The following is a 16,361-nucleotide window of genomic DNA, read 5'->3' on the forward strand; positions in this document are numbered from 1 at the left end:
CGGAAAAAAGTTTGCCACGACCCTTTATTGGTCTTTCGCGGCGCAGCCTTCTATTTTTTGGTCGTTGGGGGGGGCAATATCGACGACGTTTGGCGACGAAATTTTCGCAACCAAGATTCTGTTTTCCGTAAGAAGGGACTCGTTGATGCTTGCAAGTCTGGAAATTTTCAATCTCATATTGTCAATTTCCTCCCTCAGGGTCCTATTTTTTTCTTGTAAATCTTTGATGATTTTGTTGCGCTCATTGTGTTCGCCACGTGCTAGCTTATTTAGCTTCGCACGGATGGCGTCCGCGATAGAAGGATAGTGATTGTGAATTAGTGCAGGGGTGACACCTGCTTCGCGCGCAACTGCGCTTATGCTTAATTTTTTTTCTTTTGTATGGGCACGTCCCTGTTCAATTCGAAAGATGGCCAGTTGAAGTTCTTTTTTTCTCGTGTCGGCGCGTTTGCGAGCAAGCGTCATAATCGTGATGTTTTCAATTACCTGCCAATGTGTTTAAAACGTTGGCGCACCTGTCTAAATCGCGTTGTACGCGAGCTAGGCCAGCTGGGCCAATGTCGTCTAAATCCTTTAGCTGTCTCAATTGATTGTAGAGCCCGTTATAAAATGGTTTGTGCTCAAGTCCAATAACAGCGTTACTGCATCCTGCTGCGCATCTGACAGGTTCAATGCTGTTGCCTATGCAGAGATTGTCGTCAGCAGTGCACCAAGCATGTCCATTGCTTCTTATAGCCGTGCTTTCGGCGATAGAAGTTATCATCTGCTTTTGATTTTTAAACAATGTTATATTTTCGCCCCTGGTGCGCCATTTAGCGAGGTTGGTGCCATATCCTCCCGCAAGTGGCTGGTCTGGGTCTAGCCAATTCTGCACAGTCTGTTCCTTTATGTCACTGATTTCTTGTTGTATCTCAGCATAAAGAGCAATTTCTTGGGATTCGTTCAGAGCATACCCTAGCGTCATATCTATACTCCAATGTTTAAAATGCTCGCGTAGGTAGCGGAGATCGCCAAATTGACTACGAGCCGCATAGTTCGCAAACTTTCTTCGAAACTGGTGCGATGCTAACTTCCAATCTGTGCCGCAGTTGCGCGAAAAAGTCTTGAGCTCTTGATTTAGTGTTTTTGTCGGTGTGGTCCGTACCAGGTTTCCTTTTCCGGTACTTAAACCGATAAACAATGCCCTCGAGTGCTCTTCTGCTTCAGCAATTCGTGGATCCAATGGATCTGTAGATCTGTATTGGTCGATTTCGCGCTGAAGGAGTTGTTGTAGTGGGCGAGCCCATCGTTCCATAACCTGAAGCGCTGACACGACGGCTTCTGGGACCATCCATTCGGTTTGACCCGCATTGGTTTTTGTAGATGTCGATCGCATCCACCAGTATGTTTCACCGGTCGTGTTCGATGTACTGTAACAGGCGTTTTTTTGCAAGAATGCGATTTCATGATTTCTACAACCACTAAGGCTTGCCACAACGATGTAACTAGCGACTCGAATCTTGGTTATTTCTTTGCCCAGTTCCTTGACACCTCCCTTCCAGCCGTTCGTCTTTAGAAATTCGCCTTGCAGTTCTTGTTTGCGATATTTGTCATCGCGATGGGATGACGCGATCAGATCCACCCCGTCGCGTAAGTCCAACAGGTGAGGCGCCGTTTCAACGACCTCCCATGCGCGCCGAAAGATAATATGGAAGATATCGTCAGGGATAAGTGGCGTGCGCTCTTGATCTGCTCTGTTTTTGGTGACACCACTCAGAAATTCTGCTGAACTCTCCGGCCATGGATGAGCGGGCATTACATCGTCGGTATATTGGCTTAAGTAATAAATCTTTTCAACAGCGTGGAGACGTTTTGCGACGGTTAACGAGCTCAGCTTGACATCTCTTGACCCAACGCGAGTTTTCGTGTTGACATGTGCAACGTACATTGCAGCAGTGAAGCGATCTACTCGCGTCAAGCTTTTAATATGAACCGTGGCAAGATAAATAAAGAACGGTTTTATATCTTGAAAAAACTTGATAACGGTTGAGGCTTTCGGTGTTTTCTGCCCATAACCGCCATTTCTTAAATATCGATAAATTACTTGCTTTGCTATGCTTTGAAATTCTTTGGGTATTGTTGCGAAGTTAACTCGCGTATCGGATTTTGTAGTATTGGTGGTTACACCTACAAATTCCCAAATGTCGTCTCGGTATCGACTGATCGGGACGGCATGTTTTCCGACGACACGATGTGAGATCACCGCCAAGCCATCATTATTGAGTTCAGTTTCTCGTTTGAATTGCTCTTGCTGTTCAGCCAGAGCAGCGGTCGCGCTTGGTGCGGGCTCACTCATTGTTATGTCCAGATATGTCTGCCATGATTGTTTCCGTAGACCAAAATGGATGGGGGGCACGCCGCGCGCGCTCTCGCTCCGCGTCAACGAACGCTTTTTTGAAAATTCCCTTTGCGATTCCTGTCGCTATTACATCCTGATCAATCAGGCGCGTGATATGCCCTAATTCACGCTTCCATTGCTTCGGTCGCATACGATTCCGTTCATAGAAGATTCGCCAGTAGAAACTGAACACCCGATAAAGATCATCGCCAGTCACTACATAATTTCGACAGCGTAAGCAGTTCAGAAAATTCATGCATATAGCCGTGGCGTTTTGTTTGGGTGCGTATTCGCCGTTTCTATTGTCGCTACATCGTCCGACTGGCGTTCTCTCTGTTGATCCTAATGTGCCAGTTAACGCTTCTTCAAATAACGTTTCACCTAAAAATTTCCAGTTCCGCTTTGATTGTTCATTTGGGGACAAATAGTATAGATCTACTGTCTTTACAGTGTTCCCTGCCGCGCTTGCAGTTGCGACAATGTCGCCATCTAAAATCTCATATACCCGATTAATGAATGTTTTTCTGAGACGGCTGACATTGAGTTTCAGCGGTTTTCCGTCCGAATCGGTTAGATTGTACGTTCGGACTAACTTAACTATAGCAGTCTCAAGGCTATCTTCAGATAACGCGGTTACTGACCCGATCATTCCAGCGCCTCTACGTGCTGTTTGAGCACGGTAAAGCCAGATTCTATCTCGCAGATGCTCCGGGGCCTCGGATGATAAACCGCGTGATAGACTGATTATGCGTTGTATAAGATTGGCTACTGTTGGGAGTATTGATGGCACCGACTCGAGTCCGTTGTCGTCAGCCTGGCGTGCTTTTAGCAGCGCTACCTTATTTGTTGAGTGTCCTCGTCTCTTATATACGACAAGGAACACTTTGTTATTTTTTGGATGTGGACGTAGGCAGTCAGGTGTCATCTCTAGTAGAGGCCAGGTATTGCGGCCAGTATGAAGAGCGACAACTAATAAAGCACATGCTAGAAGATACGACGTGGGCTCAGCACCCTCGGCAAAAAGCGGGGTAATAGCTTGCTTAATCGCTCTGTTGAATGCCATACGCTCAGCAGGCGTTAGCGGCACTTGCCCCTTTGTTGCGCGCCCGGCGCCAGAGAAGGGATTGGGCGGGAATGTGGCATCATCTCCACCCTCTATTTCCCTTATCAAGCCGCGTCGGCACATTGCTTGCAATACGGATTTTACACCGGCGTAGTTGCCTTTTTGCGTGTACTTCGAGGTGCCGGATGTTTCTAACGATTGCAAGAATCCCCTTAGCATCTTGCCGTTTATGTCATCGACATTAAGATCACGTTCAAACGAGGAGCGGTATAAGACGAGGTACTTCAGGAAAGACGATAGCGATTGACAGTATCGTAATACAGTTGTTGCTTCCAGAGTTTTGTCTTGATTGTTCAGGAAACGCTCTATTTGTTCCTGGCATGCGCTTGTTATCATGTCAAAACCAACCTTGTACCACTGTGCAAAATCAAAGACGTGTTTGTCACCAATGGAGGTTGCTTTGAGGATTACCTTCGTGTATTTTTTAGAATCTGCTGTTGGAGAGGGATGCTCGTTAGAACCGTGGGAAGCTAGTGCAGAAGGTTTGCCGCTTTCGATCCTCTTGAATATTTTCTTTCGGTACATTCAGCTTCCTATTGGATTGTTTAGTTCATTGTCATATTCAAGAACGGCGTCGTCAGCGATTTCGTTAATTATATGTAAATAGACTTCAGTGGTTCGGAGTGAGGCGTGACCGAGTTGATTTTTTAAGAAAACTAGCGGTTCAACCGCCTTTTGATTTGTGCTTCTTAAGGCTATTAGAGTGTGAGTTGCGTACGTGTGGCGTAGCATATGTGGATGTGTTGTGACGCCAGCTTTTGCGCCAATCTTGCTTACCATACGTTCGATACCTTTGCCGCTGTTCGACCACGGTTTCCCGTATTGGGTCAAGAAGAGTGTTTTTTCTTGATTACTCCTTTCATAGGCGAGCAGACCTCGATGGTGAGTAATGTAATGGTAGAGGTCTTGCATGAAGCGCGTAGTTAAAAAAATATGGCGCGCTCGACTGCCTTTTGTTTTCATGCCCGAACCGTCCTGTGGGTCTAATGTTACTCTGACGTTTCTAGTTTGGACTTTTGCCTTGGTGGGGTCAAACACATATGAGACCGGAAACGTCGCGATTTCTTCTCTGCGAAGTCCAGTATGTAGGGCAAACTTAATCATTAGGTAATGATGAATGTTTGGCCTTGCCTGCTCGAGCAGTTGCTTGATTTGATAAGCGTCTAGGTAACGAATTAAATCCTTACGTTTTTTTGGCAGCACATCCGGGACCTGCACGGTTTTTGCGCCAGAAATGTGCCCTGGAAAGCTCCCTGGATGATTCACTTGCCGGCTTTCATAGCCAAAAGGTAGCGTAGATATCATGCCTTCATTTAGGGCGAACTTGTAAAATTCGCAGATGTACCATATGCGTAAGCGGACGGTATTTCGCTTTAGTTGGACCACGTCATAGCAATAATCTCGATATTCTTCGATCAAGCCTTTTTGTAAAAGGCATTTTTCAAACTCGTTCCAACTCAAACTATTGGCCTCAAGAAAGCCAAAGAAATCATACATAGCGCGGCTTATTGGCTCCCACGACTTTTTAGACTGGATCGAGCTTCGGTAAAGATAATGGCGGAAAAAGTCGTTGACCTCCGTGCAGCTACGCATATCCTCCCAAAGCAGTATCGGGAAGCCGGGTTGGCTAATGCCGTTGATTCTTAAGTCGTCGGTTGAGCTGATTAAGTGCAATTTATTATTTGGCCTTCGTAAAAGGTAGCTGCAGCTTGCGTTCGGCAGGGCAAAGGGTTGGAAGATCGCGCAGGTGTTTAGTGAACTCCCAAGTCATTGAAAAATATAATACTTTCTTCTTAACATGTTGGGAACGTCCTAACGAAGCGGCCCGATTCTTTCGGCAGGTCGGCCGGCGCCAGGTTGATCGTGATGCGGCGTGCCGGGATGTCGAAGCCGGAATTCTGCAGCGCCGCGCGCACGCGGTCTTTCGCTTCGCGCACTTCGGTATCGGGCAGGCCGACGATGGCGATGCCAGGAAGGCCGTTGGCCAAGTGGACTTCGACGTTGACGGCGGGCGCTTCCATGCCGGCAAGGGCGCGGCTTCTCAGGACGGCCAGACTCATAGTGTTCCTTCCGCATGAACGCTGGGAAGGCCCTATCGTACGGCGCGCGCGGCGGCATCTGTTGCGTGCGGACAGGCATGCGTATTCGCGCTGCATGGCGTACGCATATGCCCCCGAATTCGTCGTCCATTCCGGCTTTTCTACCGCCTGTCACAAAAACCTGACATCGCATTCCACTACCGCTACATTATCTGCAAGGAAATATCTGCCACCATTTACAGACCAGGAGTCACCGCCGATGTTATCGATCAAGCAGCTCAACAAGACCTATGCCAATGGCGTCAAGGCCATCAACGATGTCAGCCTCGAGATCCCGAACGGCATGTTCGGCCTGCTCGGACCGAACGGCGCCGGCAAGTCGTCCTTGATGCGCACCATTGCTACCCTGCAGGACCCCGACAGCGGCAGCATCCATTTCCACGGCCTCGACGTGCTGAAGGACAAGGAGAGCCTGCGCCGCCAGCTCGGCTACCTGCCGCAGGACTTCGGGGTCTATCCGAAGGTCAGCGCCGAAAAGCTGCTGAACCACTTCGCCGTCCTGAAAGGCCTGACCGCGAAGGGCGAGCGCAGGGAGATCGTCGAAGCCCTGCTGCACCAGACCAATCTGTGGGAAGCGCGCAAGCGCGGCCTGGGCACCTATTCGGGCGGCATGCGCCAGCGCTTCGGCATCGCCCAGGCGCTGCTCGGCGCGCCGCGCCTGGTGATCGTCGACGAGCCGACCGCCGGCCTCGATCCCGACGAGCGCAACCGCTTCCTGAACCTGCTGGCCAAGATCGGCGAGCAGGTGGTGGTCATCCTGTCGACCCATATCGTCGAGGACGTGACCGACCTGTGTCCGCGCATGGCCATGATCGCCAAGGGCACGGTGCTGCTGCAGGGCGAGCCGCAGGCCGCGATCGACACCCTGAAAAGCCGCGTGTGGCGCCGCACCGTCACCCAGGAAGCGCTGCCCGGATACCAGGAGCGCTTCAACGTGCTGTCCACCCGCCTGGTGGCGGGCCGGCCGCAGATCAACGTCTATGCCGAGTCGCAGCCGGACGACGGTTTCGTCAGCGTCGAGCCGGACCTGGAAGACGTCTACTTCCTGCAGATCCGCAATGCCAGCCGCGCGGCCGGCCAGGCGGCGTCGGCCCAGGCTGCGCCGGTGACGGCGTGAGGAGGGCGGCATGCTGAGAGAATTCTTCAAGTTCGAGCTGGACTTCCAGCTGCGCCAGCCCCTGCTGTGGGTGTGCGCGCTGATCTTCGGCGCGCTGGCCTTCGGCGCCACCACCAGCGATGCGATCCAGGTCGGCGGCAGCATCGGCAACGTCAACCGCAATGCGCCGACCGTGGTCGCGCAGCTGCTCGGCATCTTCAGCCTGATGTCGATGTTCGTCGTCACCATCTTCATCGCCGGCGGCGTGCTGCGCGACGCCGAAGTCGGCATCTCCGACATGCTGTTCGCCACCCCGATGAAAAAGCGCGACTACCTGATCGGCCGCTTCGCCGCCGGCCTGGTGGCCTGCCTGCTCATCTTCGCCATGATCGTGCTCGGCACGATGCTCGGTCCCCTGATGCCGTGGATCGATGTCCAGCGGGTCGGCCCATTCCCCGGCGCGGCCTACCTGTGGGCGCTGGGCGTGCTGGTCGTGCCCAACCTGTTCTTCATCGGCGCCTTGCTGATGCTGCTGGCCGCCACCACGCGCTCGATCATGATGGTGTACGTCGGCGTGATGGCTTTCTTCGTGCTGTGGATCGTCGCCGGCAGCTTCACTTCGAACATCGACAACGAATGGATCGCCGTGCTGGCCGATCCCTTCGGCCTGCGCGCGCTCGGCCGCGCCACGCGCTACTTCTCGACCGCCGAATCGAATGCCGGCCTGCCCGACATTGGCGGCTACATGCTGGCCAACCGCCTGCTGTGGAGCGCCGTGGCGCTGGTGCTGGTCGGCCTGACCCTGGCCCTGTTCAAGCCGCAGCGCGCCGGCACCGGCAAGCGCCTGTTCGGCAAGGCCAAAACGCAGGCCGCGCAGGCCTTCGTGCCGGTGACGGTGGCCCTGCCGCGCGTCGCGCCGCGGTTTACCGGCGCCACGCGCTGGGCCCAGTGCTGGCACATCTTCGCCTTCGACGCCGTCGCGGTGTTCAGAAGCGTGCCATTCCTCGTGCTGCTGCTGTTCGGCGTGCTGAACATGGTCGGCAGTGCGAGCGTGCTGGACGAGATGTTCGGCACCGACGTCTATCCGCGCACGCACCTGATGATCGAACTGCTGAAAGGGTCGTTCAACTTCCTCCTGATTGTCATCGTCACCTTCTATGCGGGCGAGTTGATCTTCAAGGAACGCCAGGCCAGGATCGCCGACGTGAGCGACGCCATGCCGGCGCCGAACTGGGCGCCGCTGGTCGCCAAGAGCCTGGCGCTGGTGGGCGTGGTGCTGGTGTTCCTGTTCGCCGGGATCCTGACCGCGATCGCCATCCAGCTGTTCCGGGGCGGGGCGCCGGTCGAATTCGGGGTGTACGTCCAGGGCGTGTTCATGGCCGGCCTGCCGTTCGTCCTGATGGCGCTGATCGCCATCGTGCTGCAGGTCGTCACCAACAACAAATTCATCGGCTACCTGCTGGTGATCGTCCTCCTGATCGCGCAGATCGTCCTGTCGGTGATGCACTTCGATCACAATCTGTACAACATCGCGCTGCTGCCCGAGACGCCGTATTCGGACATGAACGGCTTCGGCCATTTCGTCACGGGCTGGGCCTGGTTCGCGCTGTACTGGACCCTGTTCTGCCTGGCGGCGCTGATCGTGGCCCAGGCCTTCTGGGTGCGCGGCCTGTCGGTCGCGTGGCGGGTGCGGGTGCGCGAAGCGGGCCGCCGCCTGCGCGGAGGCGCCGGCGTGGCGCTGGCGCTGTGCACGATCGCCTTCGCCCTGGTCGGCGGCTGGATCTTCCATAATACCGTGACCCTGGGCGGCTACGAAGCCAAGAACGTGAGCATGGACAAGCAGGCCCGGTACGAGAAGAACTACCGCCAGTACAAGGACCTGCCGCATCCGAAGGTCATCGACGTGCGCGCCGCGGTCGACATCTATCCGGAGCAGCGCCGCGTGACGGTCAAGGGCAGCTACGTCCTGGAGAACAAGACCGACAAGCCGCTCGACACCCTGCGCCTGCAGTTCACTCCCGACGTCGTCACGACCCTGGGCAAGCTGCCGCCGCACCAGGTGGTGCTGGACGACACCGAATCGGGCTTCAGGATCCTGAAGCTGGCCGCACCCCTGGCGCCGGGCGCGCGCCTGCCGCTCGACTTCACGATCGATGCGCATCGCCAGGGCTTCTCGAATTCGGGCAAGGCCGACACCTTCAACCTCAACGGCACGTTCTTCAACAATCACGAGTTCTTCCCGATGCTCGGCTACCAGGCCGACTACGAGCTGACCGACCGCAACGAGCGCCGCAAGCGCGGGCTGGGCGAGCCGCAGCGCATGGCCAAGCTCGAGGACGAGGCGGCGCGCGTCGACTCCATGTTCGGCGGCGGCGCGGACTGGATCGGCTTCGAGACCACGGTGTCGACCAGCGGCGACCAGATCGCGCTGGCGCCGGGCTACCTGCAAAGATCGTGGAAGGAGAACGGCCGCAACTACTACCATTACAAGATGGACCAGAAGATGATGCCGTTCTTCGCCTACCTGTCGGCGCGCTGGCAGGTCAAGAAGGGCGACTGGAACGGCATCCCGATCGAGATCTACCACGACGCCAAGCACGGCTACAACGTGGACCGGATGATCGAGGCCACCCGCAAGTCGCTCGACTACTTCACCACCGAGTTCACGCCGTACCAGCACAAGCAGGTACGCATCCTGGAGTTCCCCAACTACCAGGCCTTCGCCCAGTCGTTCGCGAACACGATCCCGTTCTCGGAGTCGATCGGCTTCATCGCCGACCTGCGCGACAAGGAAGACATCGACTACGTGTTCTATGTGACGGCCCACGAGATGGCGCACCAGTGGTGGGGCCACCAGGTCACCGCCGCCAACGTGCAGGGCGCGAGCATGCTGATCGAATCGCTGTCGCAGTACTCGGCGCTGATGGTGATGGAGAAGGAGTACGGGCGCCACCAGATGCGCCGCTTCCTGCGCTACGAGTTCGATCGCTACCTGCGTTCGCGCGGCGGCGAGGTGATCGAAGAGCTGCCGCTCATGCGCGTGGAAAACCAGGATTACATCCACTACCGCAAGGGCAGCCTGATCTTCTACCGCCTGCGCGACGAGATCGGCGAACAGGCGCTGAACCGCGCGCTCAAGCGCTTCCTCGAAGACAAGGGCTACCAGGAGTCGCCGTTCACCACCTCGAAGGAGCTGCTCGACTACATCCGCGCGGAGGCGCCGCTTGACAAGCACGCCCTGATCTCGGACATGTTCGAGAAAATCGTGTTCTACGATAACCGCGTGACGCAGGCGACGGCGAAGAAGCGCCCGGATGGCCAGTGGGACGTGACGATGACGCTGCACCTGGCCAAGATGGAGGCCGACGGCAAGGGCAAGGAAACCGCGCGCGCCTACGACGAGCCGGTGGAGATCGGTGTGTTCGCCCGCGCCGCAGGGGCCAGGGAAGCCGACGAAAAAGTGCTGCTCCTGGAGAAGCGCGTGCTGTCCGGCGCCAATCCGGTGGTGACGGTCACGGTGAAGGAGCAGCCGTTCGAGGTGGGCGTCGATCCCTACAACAAGATGATCGACCGCGTGTCGCGCGACAACCGCAAGGAGGTCGGTATCGAGTGATCCGGGGCGAACATGCCGCCATGGTCCGGCCGTTCGGCCAGGCCATGGCGGGGGAGGCGACGCGTGGACGGCAAACGCGGCATACTGGAACTTCTTCGTTCTTTCGCCGCTCATGATGAAACCTGTCGTCGCTGCCTTTCTGCTCGCCATCCTGCCGCTGTCGTCCCTCGCCGCGCCGGCCCCCGCCGCGCGCCAGGAGATCGCGCACCTGATCGGCTACCTGACCGCATCCGGTTGCAGCTTCCAGCGCAACGGCAGCTGGCACGACGCCGCGCAAGCGGCGAAACACCTCCAGCGCAAATACGACTACCTGCTCAAGCGCGACCTGGTCGCCTCGAGCGAGGATTTCATCGCGCGCGCCGCCAGCGAAAGCAGCCTCAGCGGCAAGCCCTACCTGGTCCGCTGCGGCGGCAATGCGCCGGTCGCCAGCGCAGCCTGGCTCAAGGCCGAGCTGGCGAAGTATCGCGCCGCGCGCCCATCCCGCTGAGTTCGCGCATCCGAAGAATTCGGCTGGCGCGCAACGATCGTCACCATGGGTATCCCCACCGCATTGACTCGTGCATAACTTTCGTGTGAGGATTTGTTCTATATTAAATAGCAACACTATCTGACTGCGGAAGCGGTACCGGTCGCCACGGAAAGGGCCGGGTCCCGACGAGAGGAAATGCAATGCTGGCTAAGAGCTGGGCATGGTGGGTGCCGGTATTGCTATTGGGCGCATGGGATGGCGCCGCACATGCCACCCAGACCGATCCGATCGCACGGCTGGTGCACCAGGAGCGCTATCAGGAGGCGAACAGTGCGATCCAGGCCAGGCTGGCGCGCGACGCCACCGATCCGACGGCACTGGCCGCGTCGGTCGACGTGCGCATCGCCCGGGGCGAGCCGGACGACTTGCCGCAGGCGCGCGCCGCGGCCGAGCGCTGCGTCGGGGCCAATCCGGACAGCAGCCTCTGCGCCGAAGCGCTGGGGAACGTCATGCTGGCGCAGTCGCGCGCCGGCGGCCTGGTCGCGTTCGTGCGCAATGCGCATGCCACGCGCGACACCCTGGAGCGCGCGCTGCGCTTCGATCCGATGAATTACCGCGCCCGCGTGACGCTGATGAGCTTTTATCTCGACGCGCCGTTCTTCCTGGGCGGCAGCGAAGTGCGCGCACGCGAACTGGCCACCGAAGCGCGCCGCCTCGACCCCGACCTGACCCGGCTGATGCGCGCCATGTGCGCTTTCGACGAGGGGAAACTGGACGAGGCCGAGCAGCACATCCTGGCGGCCGACCTGACGCAGTATGCACTGGTGCAGGGCAGCGAGCGCGAGCTGCTGCTGGCCCTGGCCAGCACCCACCTCGACGCCGGCCGCCATGCGCAGAGCGTCCGGCTGTTCCAGGAACTGAACCGCCGGCTGCCGTCCGGCGAGCATGGACTTTACGGACTGGCGCAAGTGGCGCGCGCCCAGGGGCGGCTGGCCGACGCCGCGCTGCAGCTGGAGAGGGCGGCGGCGATCGCCCCCAAGCCCTATGTCTACAAGACGCTGGGCGAAGTCTACGAAGCGCGCCGCGACCGGCCGCGGGCGATCGCGGCCTACCAGGCGGCGCTGGCGGGCGTTCCGCCGCTCGCGCGGCGCGAGAAGAGGCAGGTGACGGCGCAGCTGGCGCAGTTGCAGCGGCGCTGATGGCCGACCGGAGGATGGCGAATTACGCTTCGATTCACGCTTCGATTCACGCGACGATCAGCGGATTCTTGGTAAGCGCCACCGCCAGGATGTAGGCGAAGCAGGCCAGCGCGGCGACGAAAGCGAGGGCGCGCACCTGGCGCGTGCGGCCGCGCCTGAGCGCCACCGTGCCCAGGCCGATGTAGGCGACCAGGGCCAGCAGCTTGGCCGTCAGCCACGGCGATTGGCCGGGATACTGGCCGCTCCATACCGCCAGGCCGATGGCGCTGGCCAGCAGCAGGGTGTCGATCGCATGCGGCGCGATCTTCACCCAGCGCTGCTCCAGGCGCTTCGATGCGGCCAGCATCCACAGGCCGCGGACGAGGAACAGGGCGCCGCTCACCACGGCGAAGGTCATGTGGATATGCTTGAGGGCGTAATAACTCATCGTTGGGTCGGGTTGGTTGCGACCCCGGCAGTATGCCCGAACCCGGCCCGCGGGCGCGACTGTTCAAAGGACCGGTCAGCCGCACTCGCCGACGTAGTGGCACGACGCGCAGCGCGAACACCCGTCGACCTTGCGCAGCGCCAGCGCGCCGCATTCCGGGCATTTGGCGCCGTTCAGGACGGGCAGCGGCTCGGCCGGCGTCTCCTCTTGCAAGCGCGGCCCTGGCGCGGCGTCGTGCATGCGCCGTTCGAAGCTGCGCGCGAGCGCGTCCACCGGCACCTGGTTGCCCTGCTCGTCGAGGAAGCCGCGCCGCGTCAGGATCCGCTGCAGCATGAAGGCGATCGCCGCGACTTCGGAGTCGTGGTACACCGGCACCTGCACGCCGTCGTCGCGCGTGATGTGGCCGCAGCGCACCGGGCCTTTTTCCCATACCACTTCGCGCATGTCGGCCAGCGCCCGCGCGATTGGACCGCCGGCGCGCGCCACCATCGACAGCAGCCGCATCGAGGCCGTGATCCACTGGTGGCCGCCGGTGCGCTGGTTGGCCGGCATGAAGAATTCGAAAGGACGCTCGACCGTCACCTGGCGGCCTTCCCACACGCCTTCGGCGCGCAGGAAGCTCACCGTCAGGTAGACGGTCTTGCGGCCTTCCTGGGTCGAGTACTCGATCTTCGACGTCACCGATTCCAGCTCGCCGAGCGGACGGTGCTCGAAGCGCCTGCGCAGCGGGTCGTCGTCCGCCACCGGCGCGGCCGATGCGTCGTCCGCCGCCGGCGCGGTTGACAACACGCTCCCCAGCACCGCGTTGGGGCGATAGGTCGCCAGCCCCTTCAGGCCGGCGCGCCAGGCTTCCAGGTACAGGTCGCGGAAGTCGTCATAGGGATAATCCTCGGGCACGTTGACGGTCTTGGAGATCGCGGTGTCGATGAAGGGCTGGACCGCCTCCACCATGCGCAGGTGGTCCAGCGCGCGCATCTCGAGCGCGGTGACGAAGCTTGGGGGCAAGGGGGCGTCGCCGCGCAGCTGGCGGTACAGGCGCCAGGCGTGGTCGCACACCTCGTAGCTGCGCGTGCCGCCGTCCGCCGTGCGCTTCCTGCGCTGGTAGGTCCAGGAATAGGGCGGCTCGATGCCGTTCGAGGCATTGTCGGCGAAGGCCAGCGAAATGGTGCCGGTCGGCGCGATCGACAGCAGGTGCGAGTTGCGGATGCCGTGCTTGCGGATGCCGTCGCGCAGCGCCTCGGGCAGGCGCAGGGCGAACTGTCCGCGCAGGTACTGGTCGGCGTCGAACAGCGGGAAGGCGCCTTTTTCGCGCGCCAGTTCGATCGAGGCCGCGTAGGCCGCGTCGCGCAGCTCGCTGGCGATGCGCGCCGCCATGGCCCGGCCCGGGTCGGCGTCGTAGCGCAGGCCCAGCATCGCCAGCGCGCTGCCCAGCCCCAGGAAGCCCAGGCCGACGCGGCGCTTGGCGCGCGCCTCGTCGGCCTGCTGCGGCAGCGGCCATCGGGTGGCGTCCAGCACCAGGTCGAGCATGCGCACCGCGACGGTCGCCACCTTGCGCAGGCGCTCGAAGTCCAGCCGCGCATCCAGGGTGAACGGCGCGTCGACGAAGGCGGTGAGATTCAGCGAGCCGAGATCGCAGCAGCCATACGGCGGCAGCGGCTGCTCGCCGCAGGGATTGGTGGCGTGCAGCTCCTCGGCATACCAGAGGTTGTTCTCGGCATTCATGCGGTCGACGAACAGCACGCCCGGCTCGGCGTGGTCGTAGGTCGAGACCATGATGCGCTCCCACAGGTCGCGCGCGCGCACGCTGCGGTAGACCCACAGGCCGTCTTCGCGGCGGTGGCCGCCGGCCGCCTGGTCTTCGTCGCCCGGCTCGGCCGCGTGCACCAGCGCGAACGCCTCGTCCGCCTCGACCGCGCGCATGAAGGCGTCGGTCACGCCGACCGAGATATTGAAGTTGGTGAGACGGCCCGTGTCCTTGGCCGCGATGAAGCGCTCGATGTCGGGATGGTCGATGCGCAGCACGCCCATCTGGGCGCCGCGCCGGGCGCCGGCCGACTCCACCGTGCGGCACGAGGCGTCGAACACTTCCATGTACGACACCGGGCCGGAAGCGCGCGAGGCGGTGCCGGCCACCTTGCTGCCCAGCGGGCGGATCGCGGAAAAATCGTAGCCGACCCCGCCGCCGCGGCGCATGGTCTCGGCGGCTTCGCTGAGCGCCGTATAGATGCCGGGCAGGCCGTCGCTGGCGCCGGAGATCGAGTCGCCCACCGGCTGGACGAAACAGTTGATGAGGGTGGCCGACAGGCCAAGGCCGGCGGCGGACGCAATCCGGCCGGCGGGAATGAAGCCCTGCTGCTGGGCCTCCAGGTAACGGCGCTCGCAGTCGGCGCGCTGCGTGGCCGGCTCGAGGGCGGCCAGGGCGCGTGCGATGCGCCGCTGCACGTCCTCGATCGTGCGTTCGTCGCCGCGCGCGTATTTTTCGCGCAGCACGTCCAGCGACACTTCCTGCGCGGGCAGGGCGCCGGCTGGCGCTTCTGGTGCATTCATGCCGGTCGCCCTATCCATGAATGCACCCGCCATCAGGGTTTGTTGATCGGCGTATCGCCCGATTTGTCGAGATGCGGCGGCAGCACGATCGTCGGATCTTCGGGCTGGGCCGGGAACGGCGCGGTGGCCGACGGCGCCGCGCCTGGCGGCGGGGTGGTCGACGTGGACGATGCCGAGGTGGCGGCGCCGGAAGCGAGGCGGGCTTCGAGCTCGATCACGCGCAGCTCGAGCGCTTCGAGCTTGGCGCGGGTCTTGGCCAGCACCTGGGCCTGGATGTCGAATTCCTCGCGCGTTACCAGGTCGAGCTTGGCGAAGCCCGAGGTCATCGCGGCCTTGACGTTGCGCTCGATGTCCTTGGCCGGACCACTTTCGAGTGCCTGGTTGATCTTGCCCTGCAAGTCGCTGAAGAAGTTGCTGTTGTTCATGTCCCTATCCCTTTCTGCCGGGTTGTATGCACCAAGTCGGTGCAAACGAGCCTGATTTGGTGCGTCACGCAACACGGCGGACGCCGCTCGCGCTCGGTTGTATTGAAGCAAATCGTATGTGGGGCGTGTTTACCAAAAAAACAAGGCCATTTTGCTCGCTTTTATGAGCTGGCACACATCCTGCTAAATGAAAGAGGAATAACGCATGAAAAAAGGATTCCAAACGCAGTAACTGTCAAAGGGGGTTTGTCATGAAGTGCAATGCAAAAATCAACGCAATCAGTCTGGCGATTCTGGCTTTCACCAGCGTCCCGGCCATGGCACAGGAACAACCCGCCGAACATCAGGTGAGCTACAACGTGGCCCTCACCAGCGACTACCGTTACCGCGGCCTGTCGCAAACCGATTCCGACCCCGCGCTGTCCGGCGGCGTCGACTACGTGCACAGCCCAACCGGCTTTTACGTAGGCACCTGGCTCTCCACCATCAAGTGGACGAAAGACCTGGGTGGCGACGGCAATATTGAATGGGATGTGTATGCCGGCAAGCGTGGCCAGTTGACCGACGAGGTCAGCTACGACGTCGGCGGCCTGTATTACTGGTATCCGGATAACAGCCTGGATCCGAACGCAAATACGTTTGAAATTTACGGCAAGCTCGGCTTCGGGCCCGCGTATGTCAAGTATTCGCACTCGACGACCAATCTGTTCGGCACCGCCGACAGCAAGCGCAGCGGTTACCTGGACGTGGGCGCCGACATCGACGTCGGCAACGGCTTCCTGCTGAACCTGCACGTTGGCCGCCAGCGCGTGAAGAACAACAGCCCGGCGTCGTACACCGACTACAAGGTCGGCGTGACGAAGGACTTCGGGGTCGCCACCGTGGCCCTGGCCTGGCACAAGGCGAATACCGATGCCTACCTGAGTCCGGAAGGCAAGAACCTGGGCAAGTCAGCCGCCGTGCTGTCCGTGTCAAAAACTTTTTGA

At 59.8% G+C, this 16,361-nt stretch carries 11 protein-coding genes and 2 pseudogenes; 5 read left to right on the forward strand and 8 right to left on the reverse strand.

The window, feature by feature from the left end; all coding sequences use genetic code 11:
* Positions 1-24: 24 nt before the first annotated feature.
* The 5 genes and pseudogenes from HMPREF9710_RS26650 to HMPREF9710_RS15235 all read right to left on the reverse strand — a co-directional run.
* Positions 25-465: a hypothetical protein gene (locus HMPREF9710_RS26650; RefSeq protein ID WP_051205123.1), complete on the reverse strand. Its 441-nt coding sequence runs from the start codon at positions 463-465 to the stop codon at positions 25-27.
* A gap of 13 nt (positions 466-478) precedes the next feature.
* On the reverse strand, positions 479-2,335 hold the full coding sequence (locus HMPREF9710_RS27965; protein WP_005667767.1) for a site-specific integrase: 1,857 nt from the start codon (positions 2,333-2,335) through the stop codon (positions 479-481).
* Positions 2,328-4,025, reverse strand: coding sequence for a hypothetical protein (locus HMPREF9710_RS15225; RefSeq protein WP_005667769.1), 1,698 nt, complete (start codon positions 4,023-4,025; stop codon positions 2,328-2,330). Before HMPREF9710_RS15225 ends, HMPREF9710_RS27965 begins: the two co-directional genes overlap by 8 nt.
* A complete protein-coding gene (locus HMPREF9710_RS15230) occupies positions 4,026-5,093 on the reverse strand; it encodes a tyrosine-type recombinase/integrase (protein ID WP_005667771.1) in 1,068 nt (355 codons plus the stop codon).
* Between the two features lie 224 nt (positions 5,094-5,317).
* A pseudogene (locus HMPREF9710_RS15235) lies at positions 5,318-5,560 on the reverse strand (magnesium chelatase domain-containing protein); the annotation flags it as partial.
* A gap of 238 nt (positions 5,561-5,798) precedes the next feature.
* On the opposite strand from HMPREF9710_RS15235, the gene HMPREF9710_RS15240 reads away from it, so the two are divergent.
* The 4 genes from HMPREF9710_RS15240 (at position 5,799) to HMPREF9710_RS15255 (ending at position 11,976) form a co-directional block, all read left to right on the forward strand.
* Positions 5,799-6,716, forward strand: coding sequence for an ABC transporter ATP-binding protein (locus HMPREF9710_RS15240; RefSeq protein WP_005667776.1), 918 nt, complete (start codon positions 5,799-5,801; stop codon positions 6,714-6,716).
* A 10-nt stretch (positions 6,717-6,726) separates the two neighbouring features.
* Positions 6,727-10,308, forward strand: coding sequence for an ABC transporter permease/M1 family aminopeptidase (locus HMPREF9710_RS15245; protein ID WP_005667778.1), 3,582 nt, complete (start codon positions 6,727-6,729; stop codon positions 10,306-10,308).
* A gap of 112 nt (positions 10,309-10,420) precedes the next feature.
* Complete coding sequence (locus tag HMPREF9710_RS15250) at positions 10,421-10,795, forward strand: YfeK family protein (RefSeq protein ID WP_005667779.1); 375 nt, start codon at positions 10,421-10,423, stop codon at positions 10,793-10,795.
* 182 nt (positions 10,796-10,977) lie between these two features.
* Positions 10,978-11,976, forward strand: coding sequence for a tetratricopeptide repeat protein (locus HMPREF9710_RS15255; RefSeq protein ID WP_005667781.1), 999 nt, complete (start codon positions 10,978-10,980; stop codon positions 11,974-11,976).
* A 46-nt stretch (positions 11,977-12,022) separates the two neighbouring features.
* Here the strand turns inward: HMPREF9710_RS15255 and HMPREF9710_RS15260 are convergent, their stop codons facing one another.
* From HMPREF9710_RS15260 to HMPREF9710_RS28595, 3 genes and pseudogenes are all read right to left on the reverse strand, one after another.
* Positions 12,023-12,403, reverse strand: coding sequence for a SirB2 family protein (locus HMPREF9710_RS15260; RefSeq protein WP_005667783.1), 381 nt, complete (start codon positions 12,401-12,403; stop codon positions 12,023-12,025).
* Between the two features lie 75 nt (positions 12,404-12,478).
* Positions 12,479-14,950, reverse strand: a complete 2,472-nt coding sequence (locus HMPREF9710_RS15265; protein WP_040776889.1) for an adenosylcobalamin-dependent ribonucleoside-diphosphate reductase — start codon at positions 14,948-14,950, stop codon at positions 12,479-12,481.
* Between the two features lie 197 nt (positions 14,951-15,147).
* A pseudogene (locus HMPREF9710_RS28595) lies at positions 15,148-15,375 on the reverse strand (accessory factor UbiK family protein); the annotation flags it as partial.
* Positions 15,376-15,626: 251 nt separating this feature from the next.
* Between HMPREF9710_RS28595 and HMPREF9710_RS15275 the strand changes: the two are divergent.
* Positions 15,627-16,361 carry a TorF family putative porin gene (locus tag HMPREF9710_RS15275; protein ID WP_005667789.1) on the forward strand — a complete coding sequence of 245 codons (735 nt, stop codon included), beginning with the start codon at positions 15,627-15,629 and terminating at the stop codon, positions 16,359-16,361.

The organism is Massilia timonae CCUG 45783, assembly GCF_000315425.1.
Lineage (GTDB): Bacteria > Pseudomonadota > Gammaproteobacteria > Burkholderiales > Burkholderiaceae_D > Telluria > Telluria timonae.